Origin of the sequence: Nakamurella antarctica (genome assembly GCF_003860405.1) — a bacterium.
In the GTDB taxonomy this organism is placed as follows: domain Bacteria; phylum Actinomycetota; class Actinomycetes; order Mycobacteriales; family Nakamurellaceae; genus Nakamurella; species Nakamurella antarctica.
Genome location: NZ_CP034170.1, coordinates 2,242,778 through 2,261,717, shown reverse-complemented (window position 1 = coordinate 2,261,717; position 18,940 = coordinate 2,242,778). Strand labels below are relative to the sequence as shown.

Here is an 18,940-nt window from a genome sequence, read left to right as displayed (position 1 = left end):
CGCCGTTGCTGAAAAAGATGTGTCGCGAAAGGAGATCGCGCTGCCCTGCCCCGCGGAGGGGATTTACAGTGAGTTGACGCGCAGAGCCATGGAGGACTTGCGGTTCGCTGCCTGGTTGGCGTGGATAACGCCCTTGGACACGGCCTTGTCGAGGCTGCGAGAGGCAACAAGCAACTCCTGCTGAGCCTGATCCTTGTCGCCAGCCTCGGCGGCCGAACGGAAACGGCGGACAGCAGTCTTCAGTGCCGACTTGACCGACTTGTTGCGCAGTCGCGCCTTCTCGTTGGTCTTGTTGCGCTTGATCTGGGACTTGATGTTTGCCACGCGGGATTGCCTTCGTTTCTTTAAGAGGTGTATTCGCTCATGCCGAACTGCTTTTCATGTAGGACGTGGTGTGTGCTTGCCACCATTGACTTTGCGATTTTGCGGCTGGTAGGCCACTGAACCACACCGGTCAACAAGGCCGTTGGGGCCCGACACACACGAGGGTTCAGGTTAGCAGCAACACCGCGCGCAGCTCAAATCATGGAGTGCGCGCTGCGCACTCCAGTATCGGCTTCTCCACTTCAGCTGTGCTGAGACCGCGAGCGAGTCTGTGACCCGGACCCTCATCCACACTTCGACCCGGGAGACGCACCGATCGCGTCAGCCCCGGTCCGAGAGCGAACCTGCTAATCGGATGCTCAACACACCATGTCGGCGGCGTGTGGTCGACCCTGCGTTGCCAACGCCGCGACTGTCCAGCTGATGACAGCCGCCGACCTGGTCAGATTCTCGTGGCGGGCGGTGGAGAGCGGGCAAACCTGATCAACGACGACGCTTGTCACGCGATCGCTGGGACCCTGCGGTACTTGAGACTGCCAAGGAATAACGACTTGATCGGTGGTGAGGGATGCGACGGCGTACCGCACCGTGCCGTCGAGATCGCCCCCGGCGTTCAGACTGTCGATGAGAGCCGAATCGGCCTTCTGATCCGCACATGCGGGGCAAAGGCCGTCAGGCAACGCGTCAATCAGCGGGGAAGTCGTGCCGTGGAAAGACGGTGCAATGAGGACAGCCGTGTCCACGAAATCGGCGATCTGGTAATTACGCAATGCCGTGCGCAACACCAACCCACCCTGGCTATAGGCCACGACGTCCACTTGGGAGGTTCCGGTGGCCTGGCGGACTGCGCTCACAAAACTTGCGAAGCTAGCAGCCGAGTCCGCCACGGGGCCAGTTCCCATCAGCCCATAGTCCCGGCCGAAGATGCACCACCCCTGTTTCTGCAGCTGCGGAACGAGGAGGGAGTAGTCGGCAGAAATTTTCGAAAACGTGCCGTGCAGTAGCAGGACGGGCAGGTGTTGCGAGCGACAGGAGGCATCGTTCATGCCTGGCAGCGGCCCTGCCGGGAGCGGCGCGGCGACAGGGGTGCGGGGAACAGGGGTGGCTGAGACAGAGGAAGAGGAGGTGGATGGCGCGTTCGTGATGGATGGCACGTTCGTGAGGGACGGCGCGTTCGTGAGGGACGGCGCGTTCGTGACTGACGGCGCAGGACGCGAGGGCAGGTCTGCTGAGGAAGCTGTCGCAGATGTAGTTGAAACTGCAGGTGCAGGTCCAAAACTGGGGTTGACATTCGCACTGGCGGGCAATAAAGCCATTGATCCTGTCCCGGCTTCGGTATTCGTCGAACAACCGGCGAGGAACGCCGCGCTGGCGATCACCACCGTGAGAAGGGCATCGCGTAGGGGCCTGGATCGGCCGGGGTGGCGCAGCGATTTCACCTCATCACCGTAGCTAACGCGTCAGGAACTGACGCATCAGGTTGGGGCGAAGCCACCGGTGAAATGGAGCGCAGCTGCCGGAGAAACAGCTTCGACAGGCGCAGTATGAACACATGACGGCAACGACCACACGCGCATTGTTGATGACCACCATGTTGAGCATCTCCGGAGTGATGCATTTCGTCACTCCCAAGCCTTTTGTTGCGGTTGTGCCCAGATCGCTGCCGGGCAAGGAAATGCTCGTCGCGGTGAGCGGGGTCGCAGAGCTTGTCTGCGCAGGTCTGGTCGCGGCGCCAAAGACCCGAGCGATCGGAGGGTTGGCCAGTGCTGCTCTGCTGGTGGCCGTCTACCCGGCGAATATTTCAATGGCGATGCGATCACGGCGTCAGTCCCGCGGATTCCAGCTGATTGCGTGGATGCGGCTTCCGATGCAGTTCCCGCTCATCGCGTGGGCTCTACAGATCGCGCGGGAATCTCGGCCCGTCAGCAGCTGATAAACCTTCAGCAGCCCCATTCGGGCCACAACGCCTTGCCGGGATACTCCAGCCGCGTCAAAGTCGTGGGACTATGGAGTGATATCCCCGCCCGCTCTGCGGCTTCGCCAGTGACGCGTCAGTTCATTTGATGCTTTCGGCGCGCCACCGGGCGGACCCGCCAGCAGGAAGATGAGTTGTGACCCAAGGCTCGCTCGCGCATACGACGTTCACTCAACCCGAGCGCATCCGTAACTTCTGCATCATCGCCCATATTGACCACGGTAAATCAACCCTGGCAGATCGGATGCTGCAGCTCACCGGTGTGGTCGACTCCCGCTCGATGCGTGCGCAGTATCTGGACCGGATGGATATCGAGCGCGAGCGCGGTATCACCATCAAGAGCCAGAACGTCCGCTTGCCGTGGGCCGTAACGAACGACGCAGGGGTGAAGGAAGATTTCATCCTGCACCTGATCGACACCCCTGGCCACGTCGACTTCACCTACGAGGTTTCACGGTCGCTGGCGGCGTGTGAAGGTGCGGTTCTGCTGGTGGACGCTGCACAAGGAATCGAGGCCCAAACGCTGGCAAACCTGTATCTCGCGTTGGAGAACAACCTCACCATTATTCCAGTGCTGAACAAGATTGACTTGCCGGCGGCGCAGCCAGAGCGATATGCGGCGGAGTTGGCGCACATCATCGGGTGCGACCCATCAGAGGTGCTGCACGTCTCCGGTAAGACGGGCCAGGGAGTTGAAGCACTACTTGATCGGGTCGTGGCTAATATCCCGCATCCGGTCGGCGATTCCGATGCGCCTGCGCGGGCGATGATTTTCGACTCGGTGTACGACATCTATCGCGGCGTTATCACCTACGTGCGAGTGGTGGACGGCAAAATCCGCCCGCGCGAAAAGATTTTGATGATGTCGACGAAAACCACCCACGAGCTGCTCGAGGTGGGGGTAATCTCACCAGAACCGGTCCCCACCAAGGGGTTGGGTGTCGGCGAAGTGGGCTACATCATCACGGGCGTCAAAGATGTGCGTCAGTCCAGGGTTGGCGACACCATCACGTCGTCGGTCAACGGCGCCACCGAAACCCTTGGTGCGTATCAAGACCCGCAGCCGATGGTCTACTCCGGGCTGTTCCCCTTGGATGGTTCCGACTTCCCGCTCCTGCGTGACGCGCTCGACAAGTTGCGTCTTAACGATGCCGCGCTGACGTACGAGCCGGAATCGTCTACCGCTCTAGGTTTCGGTTACCGCTGCGGGTATCTCGGCTTGCTGCACCTGGAAATCACCCGGGACAGGCTGGAACGCGAGTTCGGTCTCGATCTCATTTCCACCGCACCCAGCGTCGTCTACCGTGTCACGATGGATGACGGTAGCGAGCACGTCGTCACCAACCCGAGCGACTGGCCAGGCGGCAAGATTGCTCATGTTCACGAGCCGATCGTCAAGTGCACCATCATTTCTCCGAGCGAGTACATCGGCGCCATCATGGAGCTGTGCCAGACTCGACGCGGGACCATGGGCGGGATGGATTACCTGTCGGAGACCCGGGTTGAGCTTCGCTACACGATGCCGCTGGCGGAGATCATCTTCGACTTCTTCGACGCTCTGAAGTCGCGCACGCGCGGGTACGCGTCGCTGGATTACGAGGAGATCGGCACCGAGGAGGGTGATCTCGTCAAGGTCGACATCCTGCTGCAGGGTGAGCCCGTCGACGCGTTCAGTGCAATAGTGCACAAGACGAATGCCTACGCCTACGGCGTTTCGATGACGGAGAAGCTGCACAAGCTGATTCCCCGTCAGCAGTTCGAAGTGCCGATCCAGGCGGCCATCGGGGCCAGAGTCATTGCCCGTGAAAGCATTAGGGCGATGCGAAAGGACGTGTTGGCCAAGTGCTACGGCGGCGACATCTCCCGTAAGCGCAAGCTCTTGGAAAAGCAGAAAGAGGGCAAGAAGCGAATGAAGATGGTCGGGCGCGTGGAGGTCCCACAGGAAGCCTTTATCGCCGCGCTTTCCACCGACGCGCCCACCGGCAAGGAAGCTAAGAAGTAGATGAGTTGGCAGTGGCTGATCGACGGAATCGATGCGGTCGAGTCGTGGTTGGTGTTGTTGCCTCTGTTGGTTCAGATCCCGTTGCTGCTGGTGGTTCTGCTGCCGTTGGCCTGGGGTACATCGTGGGTGATCGATCGAGTGGTGGAGTTCGCGCTGCGTCGTCATACTGCGCGATCGGAGAAAGAGTTGGCTGACGCAGAGGTTGCCAGAGCAGAAAGAACAATGTGAGCCGTCCGCTGCCGCAACGAACCAGGATATTCATGTCAGCGACACTGCTGGCGCTGATCCTGGTTCTTGCAGTTTTTGCTATTTTGAATTGAGTTGCTGTGCCATCAACACTTCCTGAGGGTGATCCGGTCGCTGTCGACGGCTCGTTGCCAGACCAGGCATATGAGGGCATCGCCGAACGCGGCTTAGGTTTCTACATCCACGTGCCGTTTTGCGCGACCCGTTGCGGCTACTGCGATTTCAACACCTACACCGCCGGCGAGCTGGGGATGCCAACCACGGGTGCACACCGCACCAACAGCGCTATCGACAGCTGGCTTGCGGGTGCGTTAGCCGAAATCGACTTGGCAGCAAAGGTTCTGCACACTGGCAGCAGTGTTCGCCGGCGCGTATCGACCGTATTTGTCGGCGGCGGCACTCCCTCACTGATCGGTGCGGGCCCGTTGACGGCGGTATTGCAGCGCATTGAGCAGCGCTTCGGGCTCGCCGATAATGCCGAGGTGAGTACGGAGGCGAACCCCGAGTCCACCGACCCCGCATTGCTCGCCGGGCTTCGGGAGGCGGGGTACACCCGGCTAAGCCTGGGGATGCAGTCAGTTTCGCCGAAAGTACTCGCGGTGCTGGAGCGCAACCACACGCCCGGCAAGGCGCTGGAAGTTGCGGCGCAAGCGCGCGCGGCAGGTTTCGAACATCTCAACCTCGACCTCATCTATGGGACGCCGGGGGAGACGGACGCAGAGTTCGCCGAATCGCTGCAAGCGGTAATCGAGGCGCAGGTCGACCACGTCAGCGCGTATTCGCTGATAGTCGAGCCCGGCACCAAGCTGGCTCGCCAGGTCAAGGCGGGGCTGCTGCCGATGCCGGATGACGACGTGCTGGCTGACCGATATCTATTGGCGGACAGGGCATTAAGTGAAGCGGGGATGCGTTGGTATGAGGTGTCAAATTGGGCCACCAACGATGACGCGCAATGTCGACACAACTTGAGTTACTGGTCCAGCGGCGACTGGTGGGGGATTGGTCCCGGCGCCCACTCGCATGTCGGTGGCGTCCGCTGGTGGAATGTAAAACATCCTGCCAAGTACGCATCTGCGATGGCCGAGGGCGTCTCTCCCGGATACGCCCGCGAGGTGTTGGACGGGAAAGCTCGTCGGGTTGAGCGCATCTTGTTGGGCCTGCGGCTCGCCGCCGGTTTACCTTCCGACCTGTTCACCGAGGCGGGGACCGTCGAGGCTGGGCACGCGGTGCGGGAAGGTCTGCTGGAGCCAGCGGACTGGGAGCGAGGCCGGGCTGTTCTGACCCTGCAGGGTCGGTTGCTGGCCGACGGGCTCGCCATCCGGCTGCTCGATTAGAAGCCGATTCTAGATCTGCGAGCGGCTCAAGTAGCTGCGCTACTCAGCTTTTCAAGAAGTCCAGATCCAGGACCCGTACGTGAATGACGGTCCGCTGCTGAAGGGCCGAACGCAGCGCGCGGTGCAAGCCGTCTTCTAAGTACAGTTTGGAATTCCACAGCACCGCGTGCGGGAAGAGGTCGCCGTAAAACGTGGAATCGTCGTCTAGGAGGGTGTCGAGACGCAGCTCCCGCTTGGTGGCGATCAGCTCGTCGAGGCGGACCTGCTGCGGGGGAATGCGCGCCCAGTCCTTCGTGGAAAAACCGTGATCCGGGTAGGGACGTCCGTCGCATACGTCCTTGAAGATCATCTGGGCCTTTCGATTCCTTTTGCGCCTGTGGCGAGTACCGCAAGAGTAACTGGCGCAGAGGTGCGACGCTCGGAGGTGGCCGCGCGTCCGATGCTGCATCTCAAAGATGAGGACTCATCCCGGAGACGCCCCAGCGTAGTGGTGAGGTGGTGGCCCGTGAATTCGACGTCTCGAATGTCGGGGCACCTACACGTCTGTCACCAGCGGGAGCAGGGGCCAAGATCGGACGGCCCCTCCCTGTACTAGAGGCATAGTAATACCTATGCTGCCAGCAGGTGGTGGGTCCTGCTACTGGCGGCCCCTCTGAAGCAACGGCCCCTCTGAAGCAACGGCCACTCTTAAGCAAAGAGGACTACTGACGGCGCGACCTGATTGCGGCTGCTTCCTCGCCTACGCGGCGGTTCAGCCAGGAAGTTGAGGGGCTCCTCCGATTTAACACGGGCGCAGCAGGGTGCTTGCGGTTGGCGCCTGCCGCGTTCGAGGGTTGGAGGCGATGACGGAAGATGCGGCTTTGTCGATGATGAATGCGGCGCGGAAACGGATGGGGCCGAGGTCACCATTTCAGTGAAGACTCAACTCGTGGGAGATCCGGTGAGTCTGGAGGCAAACCAGTGAGTGGTCACCGCGAGGGCTTCCTCCGCGTGAGTCTGATCGTCAGTGGTCGCGTCATATTCGTGATCCGCGCCATCGATGACGTAGCGCGTTACATCCGTGCTGGCCAGAGTTTGCACGAGTACATCCGAAGCCACCGGCGGGACCACCGTATCTGCCGATCCCGTCACTGCAAGTACGGGGCCGGTGTATCCCGCGACATCGTCTAGCGGATGGGACTGCTCAATGGAGTCAAACCAGTTCAAGGACAACGGAAACGGGTTGGTATCTCCGCCGACTGTGGCGTATCCGTCCGTGCGAGCCTGATCGTGGCCGTCGGGGTCTTCGTCGAAACCGTTGTACACCGCTCCCGACCATTCAGCCAACGCGGCAACACCAGGAACCGTTCCCGCCAGGGTGGCTGCGATTGACCCTCCGCGAGACAGCCCCAGGACTGCGACCCTATTCGGATCGATTCGTGAATCGTCCTTCAGATACGTCAGCGATGCTGTTGCGTCCGTGACCATACCGGGGTAGTCCAAAGCCATGCCCGACTGCTCGGAGTCCCCAGAGCCGGCGAAATCTATCCGCAGCGAAGCGATGCCTCTACCTGCTAGGTCCGCGGCGAGTCGGGTAAACAAGTCACCGTTCTCGTTGCGACTACTCATATCACCGTGGAGAAGTAGAACCACCGGCAAGAGATGCTCCGTCGGGACAGCGGGCAATGCCAGCGTGCCGGGTACCCGGTGATCCCCAGCAGGAACCCACACCATCGATTCGGCAACCGCGTTGCCACTGTCGGCGGCAGAGTCCCCGGCTGCGGCCGGTGAATCGTCAACTCCTGACGAGTCGACGCTCAGTGCCTTTGCCTCGGATATCGCGTCAGTCCCCGATGCGGGCGCCTCCGCTGGCGATGCCTCCGGCGCTCCGCTCGATGACACTGCCGCTGAGTGTGGGTCGGCCAATGACGATGCTGCCGACCGGATGTCGGTCGGCGCCGGTGTCGCACCCGGGTAAGTGGCTCCAGTCGCGACGCACCCAGCGACCAAGGTAAGCAGGGCAACCGTAGCTATGGCACCGGACATCGACCTCATTGCCTGCCACTCCGTTTCCTGACGATACAAAACCCGCACCGGCGCCTTGCTGTGGGTTTTATCTTAAGAGCGGCGACTGTGAGACTGCCAAGTAACTGCTGTGACCCGACCTTCGGGACTTCTCACCCTGGGGGTGGTCGCTCGTCGAGGGGTGGCCGCTTCCTTGGCATTGCCCAGGCGCTGCGAACCCGACGACTACACTTGGCAGACGGGCGGGCCGAGTGCCAGTTCGCGCGGACGCCCCAGGGATCCGAAGAACGCGGAAGCAGGTCAACAGGCAGGAGGAACCGATGAGCGCGGAAGACCGCAGATTTGAGGTTCTGCGCGCCATCGTTGCCGACTATGTTGCGACCCACGAGCCGGTGGGTTCAAAGTCTCTGGTAGATCGTCATCAATTGGGTGTCTCGCCGGCCACCATTCGCAACGATATGGCGGTGCTCGAGGAGGACGGCTACATTGCGCAACCGCACACCTCAGCCGGCCGGATTCCCACCGACAAGGGCTATCGCCTGTTCGTGGACCGGTTGTCCCAGGTCAAGCCGTTATCCAGTGGGGAACGGCACGCGATCCAACAATTCTTATCCGAGGGCGTCGACTTGGACGACGTTCTTCAGCGCAGCGTTCGGCTGCTCGCCCAGATCACCCGCCAAGTGGCGGTCGTGCAGTACCCAACACTGTCTCGCTCAACGGTGCGACATGTTGAGGTCGTTCAGCTTTCGCCGCGCAAGCTCCTCGTGGTGGTCATCACCGACACAGGGCGAGTGGAGCAGCGGATGGTCGACCTGGACCACGACGTCGCCGAGGATTCGCTGGTTCAACTCCGACTCAGGCTTGCCGAGTCGGTCAACGGACGCCGTTTGGCTGAGGCTGCAGACGCGGTCGCCTTGCTGCCCAACCAGGTGCCGACGGCGGTGACTGGCTTGTTCAATTCCGTCGTGGGCGTTTTGCTGGGCGCTCTGGTGGATTACTCCAGCGACAAGTTGGTGCTTTCTGGCACCTCTCATCTCTCCGGTGCGTGGGTGGACCAGCCTGCGACTCTGCGCGGGGTGTTGGAAGCGCTGGACGAGCAGGTCACTCTGCTGAAGCTGCTGGCCTTGGCCACAACGGCTGATGCAGTGACAGTGCGGATCGGCCGGGAGAATGATGACGTGAACCTTTCAGCTTCCGCCCTGGTGAGTACCGGCTACGGGGCGGGCGAGACGGTCATGGGTGGGCTGGCAGTGGTCGGGCCGACGAGAATGGACTACCCGGGAACTATGTCGGCCGTGCGAGCTGTTGCACGATATGTCGGGGAGATTCTCGCCGAACGGTAGAGCAGCAATTGAATGAAGAAAATGAAAGCAAGATAGCCACGCCTCGTCGAGGTGGGTCGATGTGCAGAGATGGTCTCTGCGGGAAAGGTTTGTGGTGCAGAGGGTGGCTCGCGATTATTACGGACTGTTGGGCGTTCGCAAGGATGCCTCCGCCGACGAGATCAAACGCGCTTATCGCAAGCTAGCGCGCGAATTGCATCCGGATGTCAACCCGGATCCGGAGGCGCAGCAGCGCTTCAAAGAGGTAAGTTCCGCCTACGAGGTCCTCTCGGACCCGGCGAAGCGTCAGGTCGTTGACCTTGGCGGCGACCCGTTGGGTTCCGGCGGCAACTCCAGCGGCCAAGGCCAAGACCCCTTCGGCAACATGGGCTTCGGCGACATCATGGACGCCTTCTTCGGCGGCGGCGGCGGCCGCCAGCGCGGGCCGAGATCACGCGTGCGGCAAGGTGACGACGCGCTGATCCCGATTGAGCTCACGCTGGAGGAGTGCGCGACGGGAGTTGCCAAAGATCTCGCGGTCGAGACGGCGACGATCTGCAGCATGTGCCAGGGCGCGGGAACGGCCGAAGGCACCACCGTTCAGGTGTGCGACACCTGCAAGGGGGCCGGCGAGATCCAGCAAATCCAGCGTTCGCTGCTCGGTCAAGTCGTTACTGCCCGGCCATGCCCCGTCTGCAAGGGTTTCGGCGAAGTCATCCCCGACCCGTGCCGCCAGTGCAACGGGGACGGTCGAGTGCGCACGCGCCGCAGCGTCCGAGTCAACATCCCCGCTGGTGTGGGTGAAGGCATCCGCGTGCGGATGTCGGGCCAGGGCGAAGTGGGACCAGGCGGGGGCGCGCCCGGCGACCTGTACGTTGAAGTTCGCGAAAAGCCGCACGACATGTTCACCCGCGACGGAGTCGATCTGCACTGCACGGTGCACGTCCCGATGACAGCCGCGGCGCTAGGAACGTCGATGACGCTGACCACGCTGCTCGACACCGAAGAGTTGGATATCAAGGCGGGCACCCAGTCGGGCACGGTCCTCACCATCCGCAGCAAGGGTATGCCGCGGCTGCGCGGTACTGGTTCCGGCAACTTATTCGTTCACATCGAGGTCATCACGCCGACCAAGGTCGAGGGACGTCAGGCCGAATTGCTCCGCGAACTTGCCAGCCTTCGGGGCGAGGAACAGGCAGAACTGGCCGAGCGGAGCCAAGGCTCGATATTCTCCCGGATTCGTGATTCGCTCGTAGGTCGGTGATCACCGCCCGCCCAGCCGGGGCGCCGTATTTTCTGGTGCCCCGGATGCCGTCTGCGGGCGCGTTTGTTCTCGACGGCGCCGAGGGCAGGCATGCCGCCACCGTGCGGCGGATGCGGGTGGGTGAGATTTTAATCCTTACCGACGGCGCCGGTAGCTGGTGCAGTGCAACGGTATTCGCAGTCGGCAAGGCCGAGCTGTCTCTTCTTTGCCAGGAGGCGATAGTCGAACCCGAAGCCACGCCACGGGTAACTATTGTGCAGGCGCTGCCCAAGGGGGAGCGCAGTGATCTTGCGGTCGATCTCGCGACGGAGGCGGGTGTCGACGTGATTGTCCCGTGGTCGGCGTCCCGCTGCGTAGCGCGCTGGAGTCCGGAGAAGGCGGCCAAAGGCGTCCATAAATGGCAGGCGGTCGCGCGGGAAGCGGGAAAGCAGTCGCGCCGGGTGTGGTTCCCGCTCATCGGGGATCTGGCATCCTCCCGGCAGGTGGCCATACTTATCGCCAGCACGATTGCGGGAGGCGGAACGGCGCTCCTTCTGCACGAAGCGCAATCTCAGTCGATTACCGAGATTGAATTTCCGGTAACCGATGTCGTCTTGGTGATCGGCCCGGAGGGCGGTATCTCCCCGGACGAGGTGGCGGAGTTCACCGAAGCCGGAGCGGTACCGGTTCGTCTGGGCCACGAGGTCCTCCGGACCTCGACGGCCGGCGCGGTTGCATTGGGCGCTCTCGGCGCGCTGACCCCACGGTGGCGGTAGCCGCTATGACGAAAGTCCACGAATACAGCTACGGCTCGCACCCCGACCAGCACGTGAAACTGCATATACCCACTGGCGATCGGTTGCCGGTGGTGCTGGTAATCCACGGCGGCTTCTGGCGGTCCAAGTACGGCGTGGAACTCGCCGAACCGCTGGCCGCGGACCTTGCTGGAATGGGTATCGCCGCCGCCGCTGTCGAATACCGCAGAGTGGGCGGCGCGAGCGGTGGCGGTTGGCCTCGCACGCTCGCTGACGTCAGCCGCGCAGTCGACGCGCTCGCCACCTCCGGTCAGTACCTGGCGGACGGTCGCTTGGATTTGAGCAAAGTCGTTGCTATCGGCCACTCCGCGGGCGGCCACCTCGCCGCGTGGCTCGCGCACCGCCCGTCATTGCGCTTTGGCACGGCTGGTTCCATCGGCCCGTCGAGTAACTGGGTGCCGCTGCGCGGCGCCGTGAGCCAAGCGGGCGTCTTGGACCTCGCGGCTGCCGTGGCCGAGAACCTTGGCAACGGCGCCATTATCGACATGATGAACGGCCAGCCCGGTTCCGTCCCTCAGCAATATCACCACGCCTCACCGATGTCGCATGTGGGCGACGGAGCCCAGATCGTGTGCGTCCACGGCGACTTGGACGACGAGGTGCCGATCAGCCAATCGCAGTTGTACGTCGAGGCAGCGATTCTCGCTGGCGACCCCGCCAGATTTGTTCCGCTGCCCGGGGTCGGGCACTACGAATTGATCGATCCCGAAGACGCGGCATGGACCGTGTGCCGGGATGCCGCCGTCGCGATGCTGTAAACTTTTCGCTACGCGGCGGGTTGACTCCGAGGGTAAGTTGACCGGGTATGAGAGTCGCCCCCGCGCCGTCCGGTGTCCTGATCTTGCACGGCTGGACCAATCGTCGGCCTCCGGAACATTGGCAGCACACATTGGCAAACTCGTTGCGCGAGTTGGCTATTCCGGTGGAATACCCGCAGCTCGAAGACCCCGACACACCGTCGCCACGGGTGTGGGACCGGCAGGCGCTAGAGGGTTTGGCGGCGCTCCCACCGGGTCACAGGGTCCTCGTCGCACACAGTCTCGGGACGTGGGCCATCATCCGGTTGGCCGTCGGCGCGCTGCGCTCGGGCAACCACCTCCCTCTCGACCGAGTGCTGTTGGTAGCACCCGTATCTGCGGCGGTGCTCGCCTCCCACCCAGAAATCGCGGCGTTTCACCCGGCAACGGATGATGAAGAGATTGCGCGGGCTCTTGCGCTCTGTGGCGCGGTGGAAGTGGTCGTCACCGATGATGATGATGAGTACTTCCCAGGTGCGGGGGAGTCGCCTGGGCGCAAGATTTGGGCGTCAAGGTGCACCTGTTGCGCGGACAGGGGCATCTGGCGTTGGGTGATGGCTACGGCGAGTGGCCGAGCGTGCTGCAGTGGGTTCTCGGAACGGGCAGTGAGATCGCCCCCAATAGGTGAGAGGGAGCGTCGCGCTCTGTCAATCCGTAGCCGACTAGCGTTACCTGCTATGAGTGTTGAAGAGAGAGAATTCTGTGTTTTTTGCGCTATTGCTGCGGGCGACCTTCCTGCCGACATCGTGAGCCGTAGCGATGACGTCCTTGCTTTCCGCGACCTCGCTCCCAAGGCTCCCACCCATATTTTGCTGATCCCCACCGAGCACTATGCGAACGCCGCTGAGCTTGCCTGCGCAAGGCCTGCGACGGCTGCCCAGCTGATCTCAATGGCGGCGTCGATTGCTGCCGAAGAAGGTGTGGGTGATGGCTATCGGCTCATTTTCAACACCGGCGAGAAGGGTGGCCAGACGGTCTTCCACGCGCATTTGCACCTTCTTGCGGGGCGAGGGATGCCAGGTTTTTAGTGGCAGCGGACCTGGGAGGCGTAAATCTCGGTGACTCGCCAGAGCGGTCACCGTTAGGATGGGGATACACGATTCTCGTGCCACTCCAGACGATCAACGAAGGTAGGCAGTACGCCAGGTGCCGGACAGAAAATCGGCCGCAGCCCAAGCCCGCGGTCTTTCCGATTCCGACTTTTTTGCAGTCAGCGAGTCGGAAATCTCAGACAATGACACGCCGCTCGAAGTTGCCCGTTCGGGCTCTTCGGGGAGCATTGAAGCCACTATCGTCGTGGCGCAAGAGCGGGATATGCAAGGGCTCCTAGGGTTTCGGGATGCCCTCTTGCGACAGCTGGAAGAACAGCTTCAGGCAGAGATTCATGTTCGCGGCAACCGGATGACGCTGCGCGGACAGGCCAAGGACGTTGCTTTTGGCGAACGCGTCATCAAGGAGCTGCTGAACGTACAGGCTTCCGGGTCGCGCGTCACCCCGGATGCGATCCGCCGGTCGATCAGCATGTTGACAGCCGGTTCGGACTCTCCCGCGGAAGTGCTGGGGCTCAATATCGTTTCCCGGCGCGGGCGCACTATTCGCCCCAAAACTGCAAACCAGAAGAAGTATGTCGACGCCATCGATGCGAACACCATCACCTTCGGCATCGGGCCTGCGGGCACTGGAAAGACCTATCTGGGGATGGCCAAGGCGGTCCAGGCCCTGCAGACAAAACAGGTGAGCCGGATCATTTTGACCCGGCCCGCGGTGGAAGCCGGCGAGCGCCTCGGGTTCCTTCCAGGCACCCTCAACGAGAAGATTGACCCCTACTTGCGTCCGCTCTACGACGCATTGCACGACATGATGGACCCGGAATCAATACCTCGGTTGATGCAGGCAGGAACCATTGAGGTCGCACCTTTGGCGTATATGCGCGGCCGAACCCTCAACGATGCCTTCATCATTTTGGACGAGGCGCAGAATACGACCCCGGAACAGATGAAGATGTTCCTGACGCGCCTGGGCTTCGGGTCGAAGATCGTTGTCACCGGAGACGTTACGCAGATCGACCTTCCGGGTGGTCAGAAGTCTGGCCTGCAGGTGGTGCGCGATATTTTGCGTGATGTCGCAGACGTCCACTTCTCGATTCTGACATCGACCGATGTGGTGCGGCATCGCCTCGTCGGTAGCATCGTCGAAGCCTACGAGCGCTGGGACGCGGCGACGGCGGAACCACTTCCTTTAGTGCAAAATCGGCAGCCCGGCCGACCAGCCCAGTTCGAGCCTCACCAGCCGGTGGCCGAGGTCTCGGGCCGGCGGGCAGCGCAGCGGCGGGCCCGGGCAGCGCAAGCTGCGGAGCTCACGGAGCGCGTCGCCGGAGAAGCTGAATCGTCATGAGCATTGAAATTGCAAACGAATCCGGTGTCGGCGTAGACGAGACCGCATTGGTGTCAGTTGCCAAGTTCTCGCTCCGAGAACTGGGGATCAACGTGCTTGCCGAGCTGTCCATCCTGCTGATGGACGTGGAAGCTATGACAGAACTCCACATCAAATGGATGGACGAGCCGGGTCCGACCGACGTGATGAGCTTCCCGATGGACGAGCTCGATACCGCCCGTCGCCCGGATGAGAGCGGACCGGGGCCAGCCCTTCTCGGCGATGTGGTGTTGTGTCCCGCCGTTGCGCTGGAGCAGGCGAAGTCGGCTGGCCACAGCCTTGATGATGAACTGCACCTGCTGACGGTGCACGGAATTTTACATTTGCTGGGCTACGACCACGTGGAAGCATCCCAAGAACGCGAAATGTTCCGACTGCAAAACGAGTTACTCGATTCTTGGCGTGAGGTGCGAGCAACAGGGGCGGCGAAGGCAAAATTCGCTGCGTTGGATGCGGCGGTGCTTGATACCGTTGGCCTCGGCGACACCGTCCCCGCGAACTCACCCACCGAGTCTGCTGTGCCCGAGGCGAAGGCTACGGGTGAGGCAAACCGGTGATAACAGCGATGGACGCCACCGACGTCGTACTGCTGATCATCGCTGCCGCGCTCGTGCCCTTGGGAGGCCTCTGCGCCGCAGCTGATGCCGCCTTCACCATGGCGTCTTCAGCCCGCGTCGAGGAACTACACCGCGAGGGCCGACGGGGGGCAGCGTCATTCATGACGATCGTGTCCGATCGCCCCAGGTACACCAACTTGTTGTTGCTGCTCCGGGTAGCAGCAGAACTCACTGCCACCGTGCTGGTCTCGGCTGTCGCACTGAGTATTTTTGGGTTCAACATCCTGGTCGGCCTCGTGGTAATCGCCGTCATGATCGTAGTGTCCTACGTCGTGATTGGTGTGCTGCCAAGGACTCTGGGCCGGCAACACCCCTACAACGTGGGACTAGCATCAGCGGGTTTGGTGAAGGGCCTCGGCACTATCCTCTCGCCGGTGACGAGTGTGTTGATCCTGGGAGGTAACGCGATTACTCCGGGCCGCGGATTCCGGGAAGGACCGTTTTCCTCGGAAATCGAACTTCGCGAACTGGTGGATATGGCTGGCGACCGCGGCGTAGTGGAAGAAACAGAGCGCGAGATGTTGCAGTCGGTCTTCGCCCTGGGCGACACGATTGTTCGTGAAGTGATGGTGCCACGGACCGAAGTGGTGTGGATCGAATCCAACAAGACAGTCCGCCAAGCACTGCACCTGTGTGACCTGTCGGGCTTCTCCCGGATCCCCGTCATCGGCGAAAACGCGGACGACATCCTGGGTGTCGTCTATTTGAAGGACATGGTGAAGCGGGCTCTGTATCTCCCGGCCGGGACCAGCGGCCCGGCGCTGACAGAAGTGATGCGCGCGGCGCAATTCGTCCCGGAATCAAAAAATGTCGATGCCCTGCTGCGCGAAATGCAGCGAGACCACACGCATTTCGCGGTCGTCATCGACGAATACGGCGGAGCCGCCGGCGTCGTGACCATTGAGGACATCCTTGAAGAAATCGTTGGCGAGATCACAGACGAGTACGACGCCGATACCCCCGACCCTATCGAGCATCTCGCCGACGGCTCGGTGCGCGTATCGGCGAAACTCTCCGTGGAGGACTTGGGCGACATCTTCAACGTGGAACTTCCGAGCGAGGACGTCGAGACAGTAGGCGGGTTACTGGGTCAGCTGCTCGGCAGGGTGCCGTTGGCGGGAGCAGAAGCCTGGGTCGAGGGTCTCCTACTTCGCGGCGAACCAGGATTTGATAGGCGAAACCGGCCTCGTGTCCAGAGCGTTGTGGTGCGACGGCTCACGCCCGCGGAGTTGGCCGAACCGGTACCGTCTCCGGAACCTTCTCCGGAAGCCGGTACCGGGAACGAATCAGCTGAAGGCTCCGAGTTGGTAGCTGCAACTGAGCCCAGTGCAGACCACAATGGAGAGACCAAACAATCGCGTAAAGACAAGAATCGGCGGGTGCGTACGCAGTGAGCTCCGAACATCGCTCAGGATTCGGCTGCTTCGTAGGGCGGCCCAATACTGGCAAGTCCACGTTGCTCAACGCTGTTGTCGGGCAGAAAATCGCTATCACCTCCGACAAACCGCAGACCACTAGGCGCGCGATCCGCGGAATCGTCACTCGCGAGGACTCGCAGCTCATCATCGTCGACACCCCGGGCATGCACCGCCCGCGAACGCTGCTGGGCGAACGGCTGGGCGAAGTGGTGCGGACGGTGTGGAGTGAAGTCGACGTTATCGGTTTCACCATCCCGGCCAATGAAAAGATTGGGCCGGGCGATCGGCGTATCGCCGAGGAACTGACCGAACAGGCGGGTAAGACGCCTGTCATTGGGATTGTCACGAAAACCGATCTGGTCAAACCCGAACAGTTGGTGGCGCAGCTGATGGCGCTGGAAAGGATCCGACCATTCGCCGACATCATTCCGGTGTCGGCGAAGGCGGATTTCCAAGTCCAGACTCTGCTTGACCTGATGGTGACGCACATTCCCGTTAGCCCGCGGCTGTATCCGGACGCGGAAGTGACGGATGAGCCGGTGGAGACCAGGATCGCCGAGATCATCCGCGAGGCCACCTTGGACGGAGCCAGGGAAGAGCTGCCGCATTCGTTGGCCGCGCTCGTGAGCGAAATTCTGCCGCGCGAAGGCAAGCCCGGAATGCTGACCGTCTTCGCCACCATTTACGTGGAACGCGAATCGCAAAAGGCGATCGTGCTCGGCAAAGGCGGCGAAAAGTTGGCCGCTGTCGGGCGAAGTTCGCGGACCCAGATCGAAGAATTGTTGGGCTCACGGGTCTACCTCGATCTCCACGTGACCGTCGCCAAGGAATGGCAGCGCGACCCCAAGCAGTTGCGCAAGCTCGGTTTCGATGCTTGAGCTGCGGCAGGCCCGAGGGGGACACATCTTGCCGGTGCCCGCGGGTTAAGGTGCGAGGTATGACCGTCGAAACGCACAGCACCAGCGAAGAACAACGACATGTTTCGGAAGGCTCTGCTGCCTGGCTCGAAGAGCTCATGCAGTGGCTGCGTATCCCATCGGTAAGTGCTGATCCGGCCCACCACCCGGACGTGGCCGCCAGTGCGCAGTTTCTGGCAGATGTCCTGCGCCGCACAGGTTTTCCCACTGTCCAGATGTGGGAAGAGACTTCGGCGCTTCCCGCCGTTTACGCGCATTGGCCGTCCGATGACAAGGACGCCGTGCACGTGGTGGTGTACGGCCACCACGACGTCCAGCCAGCTGACGGTGAGGAGCGCTGGACATACCCGCCGTTCGAGCCGCGCGTCATTGACGGTGTGCTGCACGGCCGCGGAGCAAGCGATGACAAGGGCAACATCTTTATGCACGTCCTCGGCCTCAAAGCCCACCTTGCCGCGACCGGTCGGACGTCGCCGGCGGTTCACCTCACGATGTTTGTGGAGGGGGAGGAAGAGTCGGGTTCGCCGCATATTTCCGAGCTGCTGACCGCGCACGCGGCTGAGCTGAATGCCGACCTGGTGGTTGTCAGCGACACCGGAATGTTTAATGCGCAAACGCCCAGCGTGTGTGTGGGAATGCGCGGCCTAGTCGCCGGCGAACTCCACGTCCACGGCCCCGATATCGACCTGCACTCCGGTTCGTTCGGTGGCGCCGTTCCCAACCCGATCACCGAACTCGCCCGCATCCTTTCCCGGATCCATGACGAGGACCGGCACATCACCATTCCCGGTTTCTATGACGGGGTGGTGGAACCGACAGAGCAGGAGGCTGCGGCGACCGCTGCGCTGCCGTTCGATGAGCATGCATGGGTCACCGGCCCAGCAGCGTCCCGGGCCGCGGCGGGGGAGGGCGGTTGGTCGACGCTCGACCGTATCGGCGCCCGCCCCACTGCGGAAATCAACGGAATCTGGGGCGGTTACACCGGGCCCGGTAGCAGGACGATCGTGCCGACCGATGCCTTCGCCAAGCTGACCTTTCGTTTGGTGGGAAAGCAGAACCCCGAGCAGATCAGGACTGCCGTCACGGAATTTTTCGCCGCTGTAGCTCCCGCCGGCGTCGAGGTGACGATGAACTGGGAAGCGGGCGGAGTGCGACCGCTCTACGTCGACACCACGCACCCGGCAACGGTGGCGGGAGCGCGGGCGCTGAGTCGCGCCTTCGATAATCAACCCGTGCTGTTCACGCGCGAAGGCGGGTCCGGGCCGGAGGCCGAGTTGTCCGAGGCGATGGGTGCACCGCTGATCTTCCTTGGGGTGATGACCGACTCCGACCAGATTCACGCGCCGAACGAGAACACCGAAGTGGCGCTGCTTTTTCGCGGCTGCGAGGCAGTGGCGCATCTTTGGACCGAAATCGCCGCCGTTGGCCGCGCGGGTATCGCACGGTAATGAGCGCCGGGTTCGGGGCCAGATGGGCGACCATATGTCATGATC

The 18,940-nt window shown here is 62.1% G+C and carries 19 protein-coding genes; 15 read left to right on the top strand and 4 right to left on the bottom strand.

Features of this window, described 5'->3' with window-relative positions:
* Positions 1 to 63: 63 nt before the first annotated feature.
* Both rpsT and EH165_RS15455 read right to left on the bottom strand, forming a co-directional pair.
* Positions 64 to 324, bottom strand: a complete 261-nt coding sequence (rpsT, locus tag EH165_RS10025; protein ID WP_124799333.1) for a 30S ribosomal protein S20 — start codon at positions 322 to 324, stop codon at positions 64 to 66.
* A 359-nt stretch (positions 325 to 683) separates the two neighbouring features.
* Positions 684 to 1,370, bottom strand: coding sequence for an esterase/lipase family protein (locus EH165_RS15455; RefSeq protein WP_164479185.1), 687 nt, complete (start codon positions 1,368 to 1,370; stop codon positions 684 to 686).
* 55 nt (positions 1,371 to 1,425) lie between these two features.
* On the opposite strand from EH165_RS15455, the gene EH165_RS15450 reads away from it, so the two are divergent.
* From EH165_RS15450 to hemW, 5 genes are all read left to right on the top strand, one after another.
* On the top strand, positions 1,426 to 1,776 hold the full coding sequence (locus EH165_RS15450; protein WP_164479184.1) for a hypothetical protein: 351 nt from the start codon (positions 1,426 to 1,428) through the stop codon (positions 1,774 to 1,776).
* A 100-nt stretch (positions 1,777 to 1,876) separates the two neighbouring features.
* A complete protein-coding gene (locus EH165_RS10015; RefSeq protein ID WP_206425900.1) occupies positions 1,877 to 2,257 on the top strand; it encodes a DoxX family protein in 381 nt (126 codons plus the stop codon).
* Between the two features lie 178 nt (positions 2,258 to 2,435).
* Positions 2,436 to 4,301 carry a translation elongation factor 4 gene (lepA, locus tag EH165_RS10010; RefSeq protein ID WP_124799331.1) on the top strand — a complete coding sequence of 622 codons (1,866 nt, stop codon included), beginning with the start codon at positions 2,436 to 2,438 and terminating at the stop codon, positions 4,299 to 4,301.
* A complete protein-coding gene (locus tag EH165_RS10005; RefSeq protein WP_124799330.1) occupies positions 4,302 to 4,529 on the top strand; it encodes a hypothetical protein in 228 nt (75 codons plus the stop codon).
* A gap of 98 nt (positions 4,530 to 4,627) precedes the next feature.
* On the top strand, positions 4,628 to 5,881 hold the full coding sequence (gene hemW, locus EH165_RS10000) for a radical SAM family heme chaperone HemW (RefSeq protein ID WP_124799329.1): 1,254 nt from the start codon (positions 4,628 to 4,630) through the stop codon (positions 5,879 to 5,881).
* 43 nt (positions 5,882 to 5,924) lie between these two features.
* On the opposite strand, the gene EH165_RS09995 is transcribed toward hemW, so the two are convergent.
* Positions 5,925 to 6,230 carry a type II toxin-antitoxin system VapB family antitoxin gene (locus EH165_RS09995; protein WP_124799328.1) on the bottom strand — a complete coding sequence of 102 codons (306 nt, stop codon included), beginning with the start codon at positions 6,228 to 6,230 and terminating at the stop codon, positions 5,925 to 5,927.
* A 572-nt stretch (positions 6,231 to 6,802) separates the two neighbouring features.
* On the bottom strand, positions 6,803 to 7,906 hold the full coding sequence (locus tag EH165_RS09990) for an alpha/beta hydrolase family protein (RefSeq protein WP_164479183.1): 1,104 nt from the start codon (positions 7,904 to 7,906) through the stop codon (positions 6,803 to 6,805).
* 299 nt (positions 7,907 to 8,205) lie between these two features.
* Here EH165_RS09990 and hrcA point away from each other — a divergent pair, with 299 nt between their 5' ends.
* From hrcA to EH165_RS09935, 10 genes are all read left to right on the top strand, one after another.
* Positions 8,206 to 9,228 (top strand): heat-inducible transcriptional repressor HrcA, encoded by a 1,023-nt coding sequence (gene hrcA, locus EH165_RS09985; protein ID WP_124799326.1) that lies wholly within the window; start codon positions 8,206 to 8,208, stop codon positions 9,226 to 9,228.
* 103 nt (positions 9,229 to 9,331) lie between these two features.
* On the top strand, positions 9,332 to 10,471 hold the full coding sequence (gene dnaJ / locus EH165_RS09980) for a molecular chaperone DnaJ (protein ID WP_124799325.1): 1,140 nt from the start codon (positions 9,332 to 9,334) through the stop codon (positions 10,469 to 10,471).
* On the top strand, positions 10,468 to 11,226 hold the full coding sequence (locus tag EH165_RS09975) for a 16S rRNA (uracil(1498)-N(3))-methyltransferase (RefSeq protein ID WP_239020522.1): 759 nt from the start codon (positions 10,468 to 10,470) through the stop codon (positions 11,224 to 11,226). The genes dnaJ and EH165_RS09975 overlap by 4 nt, the downstream gene beginning before the upstream one ends.
* Positions 11,227 to 11,231: 5 nt before the next feature.
* Positions 11,232 to 12,023, top strand: coding sequence for an alpha/beta hydrolase family protein (locus EH165_RS09970; RefSeq protein ID WP_124799324.1), 792 nt, complete (start codon positions 11,232 to 11,234; stop codon positions 12,021 to 12,023).
* A 47-nt stretch (positions 12,024 to 12,070) separates the two neighbouring features.
* The gene (locus tag EH165_RS15815) at positions 12,071 to 13,090 is read left to right on the top strand and encodes an HIT domain-containing protein (protein ID WP_206425899.1); all 1,020 of its coding nucleotides are present in this window, start codon (positions 12,071 to 12,073) and stop codon (positions 13,088 to 13,090) included.
* Between the two features lie 286 nt (positions 13,091 to 13,376).
* Entirely contained in the window at positions 13,377 to 14,456 is a 1,080-nt protein-coding gene (locus EH165_RS09955) for a PhoH family protein (protein WP_124800441.1), read from the top strand.
* Complete coding sequence (gene ybeY, locus EH165_RS09950) at positions 14,453 to 15,052, top strand: rRNA maturation RNase YbeY (protein WP_124799322.1); 600 nt, start codon at positions 14,453 to 14,455, stop codon at positions 15,050 to 15,052. Before EH165_RS09955 ends, ybeY begins: the two co-directional genes overlap by 4 nt.
* Before the next feature lie 8 nt (positions 15,053 to 15,060).
* Positions 15,061 to 16,506 carry a hemolysin family protein gene (locus EH165_RS09945; RefSeq protein ID WP_124800440.1) on the top strand — a complete coding sequence of 482 codons (1,446 nt, stop codon included), beginning with the start codon at positions 15,061 to 15,063 and terminating at the stop codon, positions 16,504 to 16,506.
* Positions 16,503 to 17,408, top strand: a complete 906-nt coding sequence (era, locus tag EH165_RS09940) for a GTPase Era (protein WP_124799321.1) — start codon at positions 16,503 to 16,505, stop codon at positions 17,406 to 17,408. Before EH165_RS09945 ends, era begins: the two co-directional genes overlap by 4 nt.
* Before the next feature lie 59 nt (positions 17,409 to 17,467).
* A complete protein-coding gene (locus tag EH165_RS09935; protein ID WP_124799320.1) occupies positions 17,468 to 18,895 on the top strand; it encodes a M20/M25/M40 family metallo-hydrolase in 1,428 nt (475 codons plus the stop codon).
* Positions 18,896 to 18,940 lie beyond the last annotated feature (45 nt).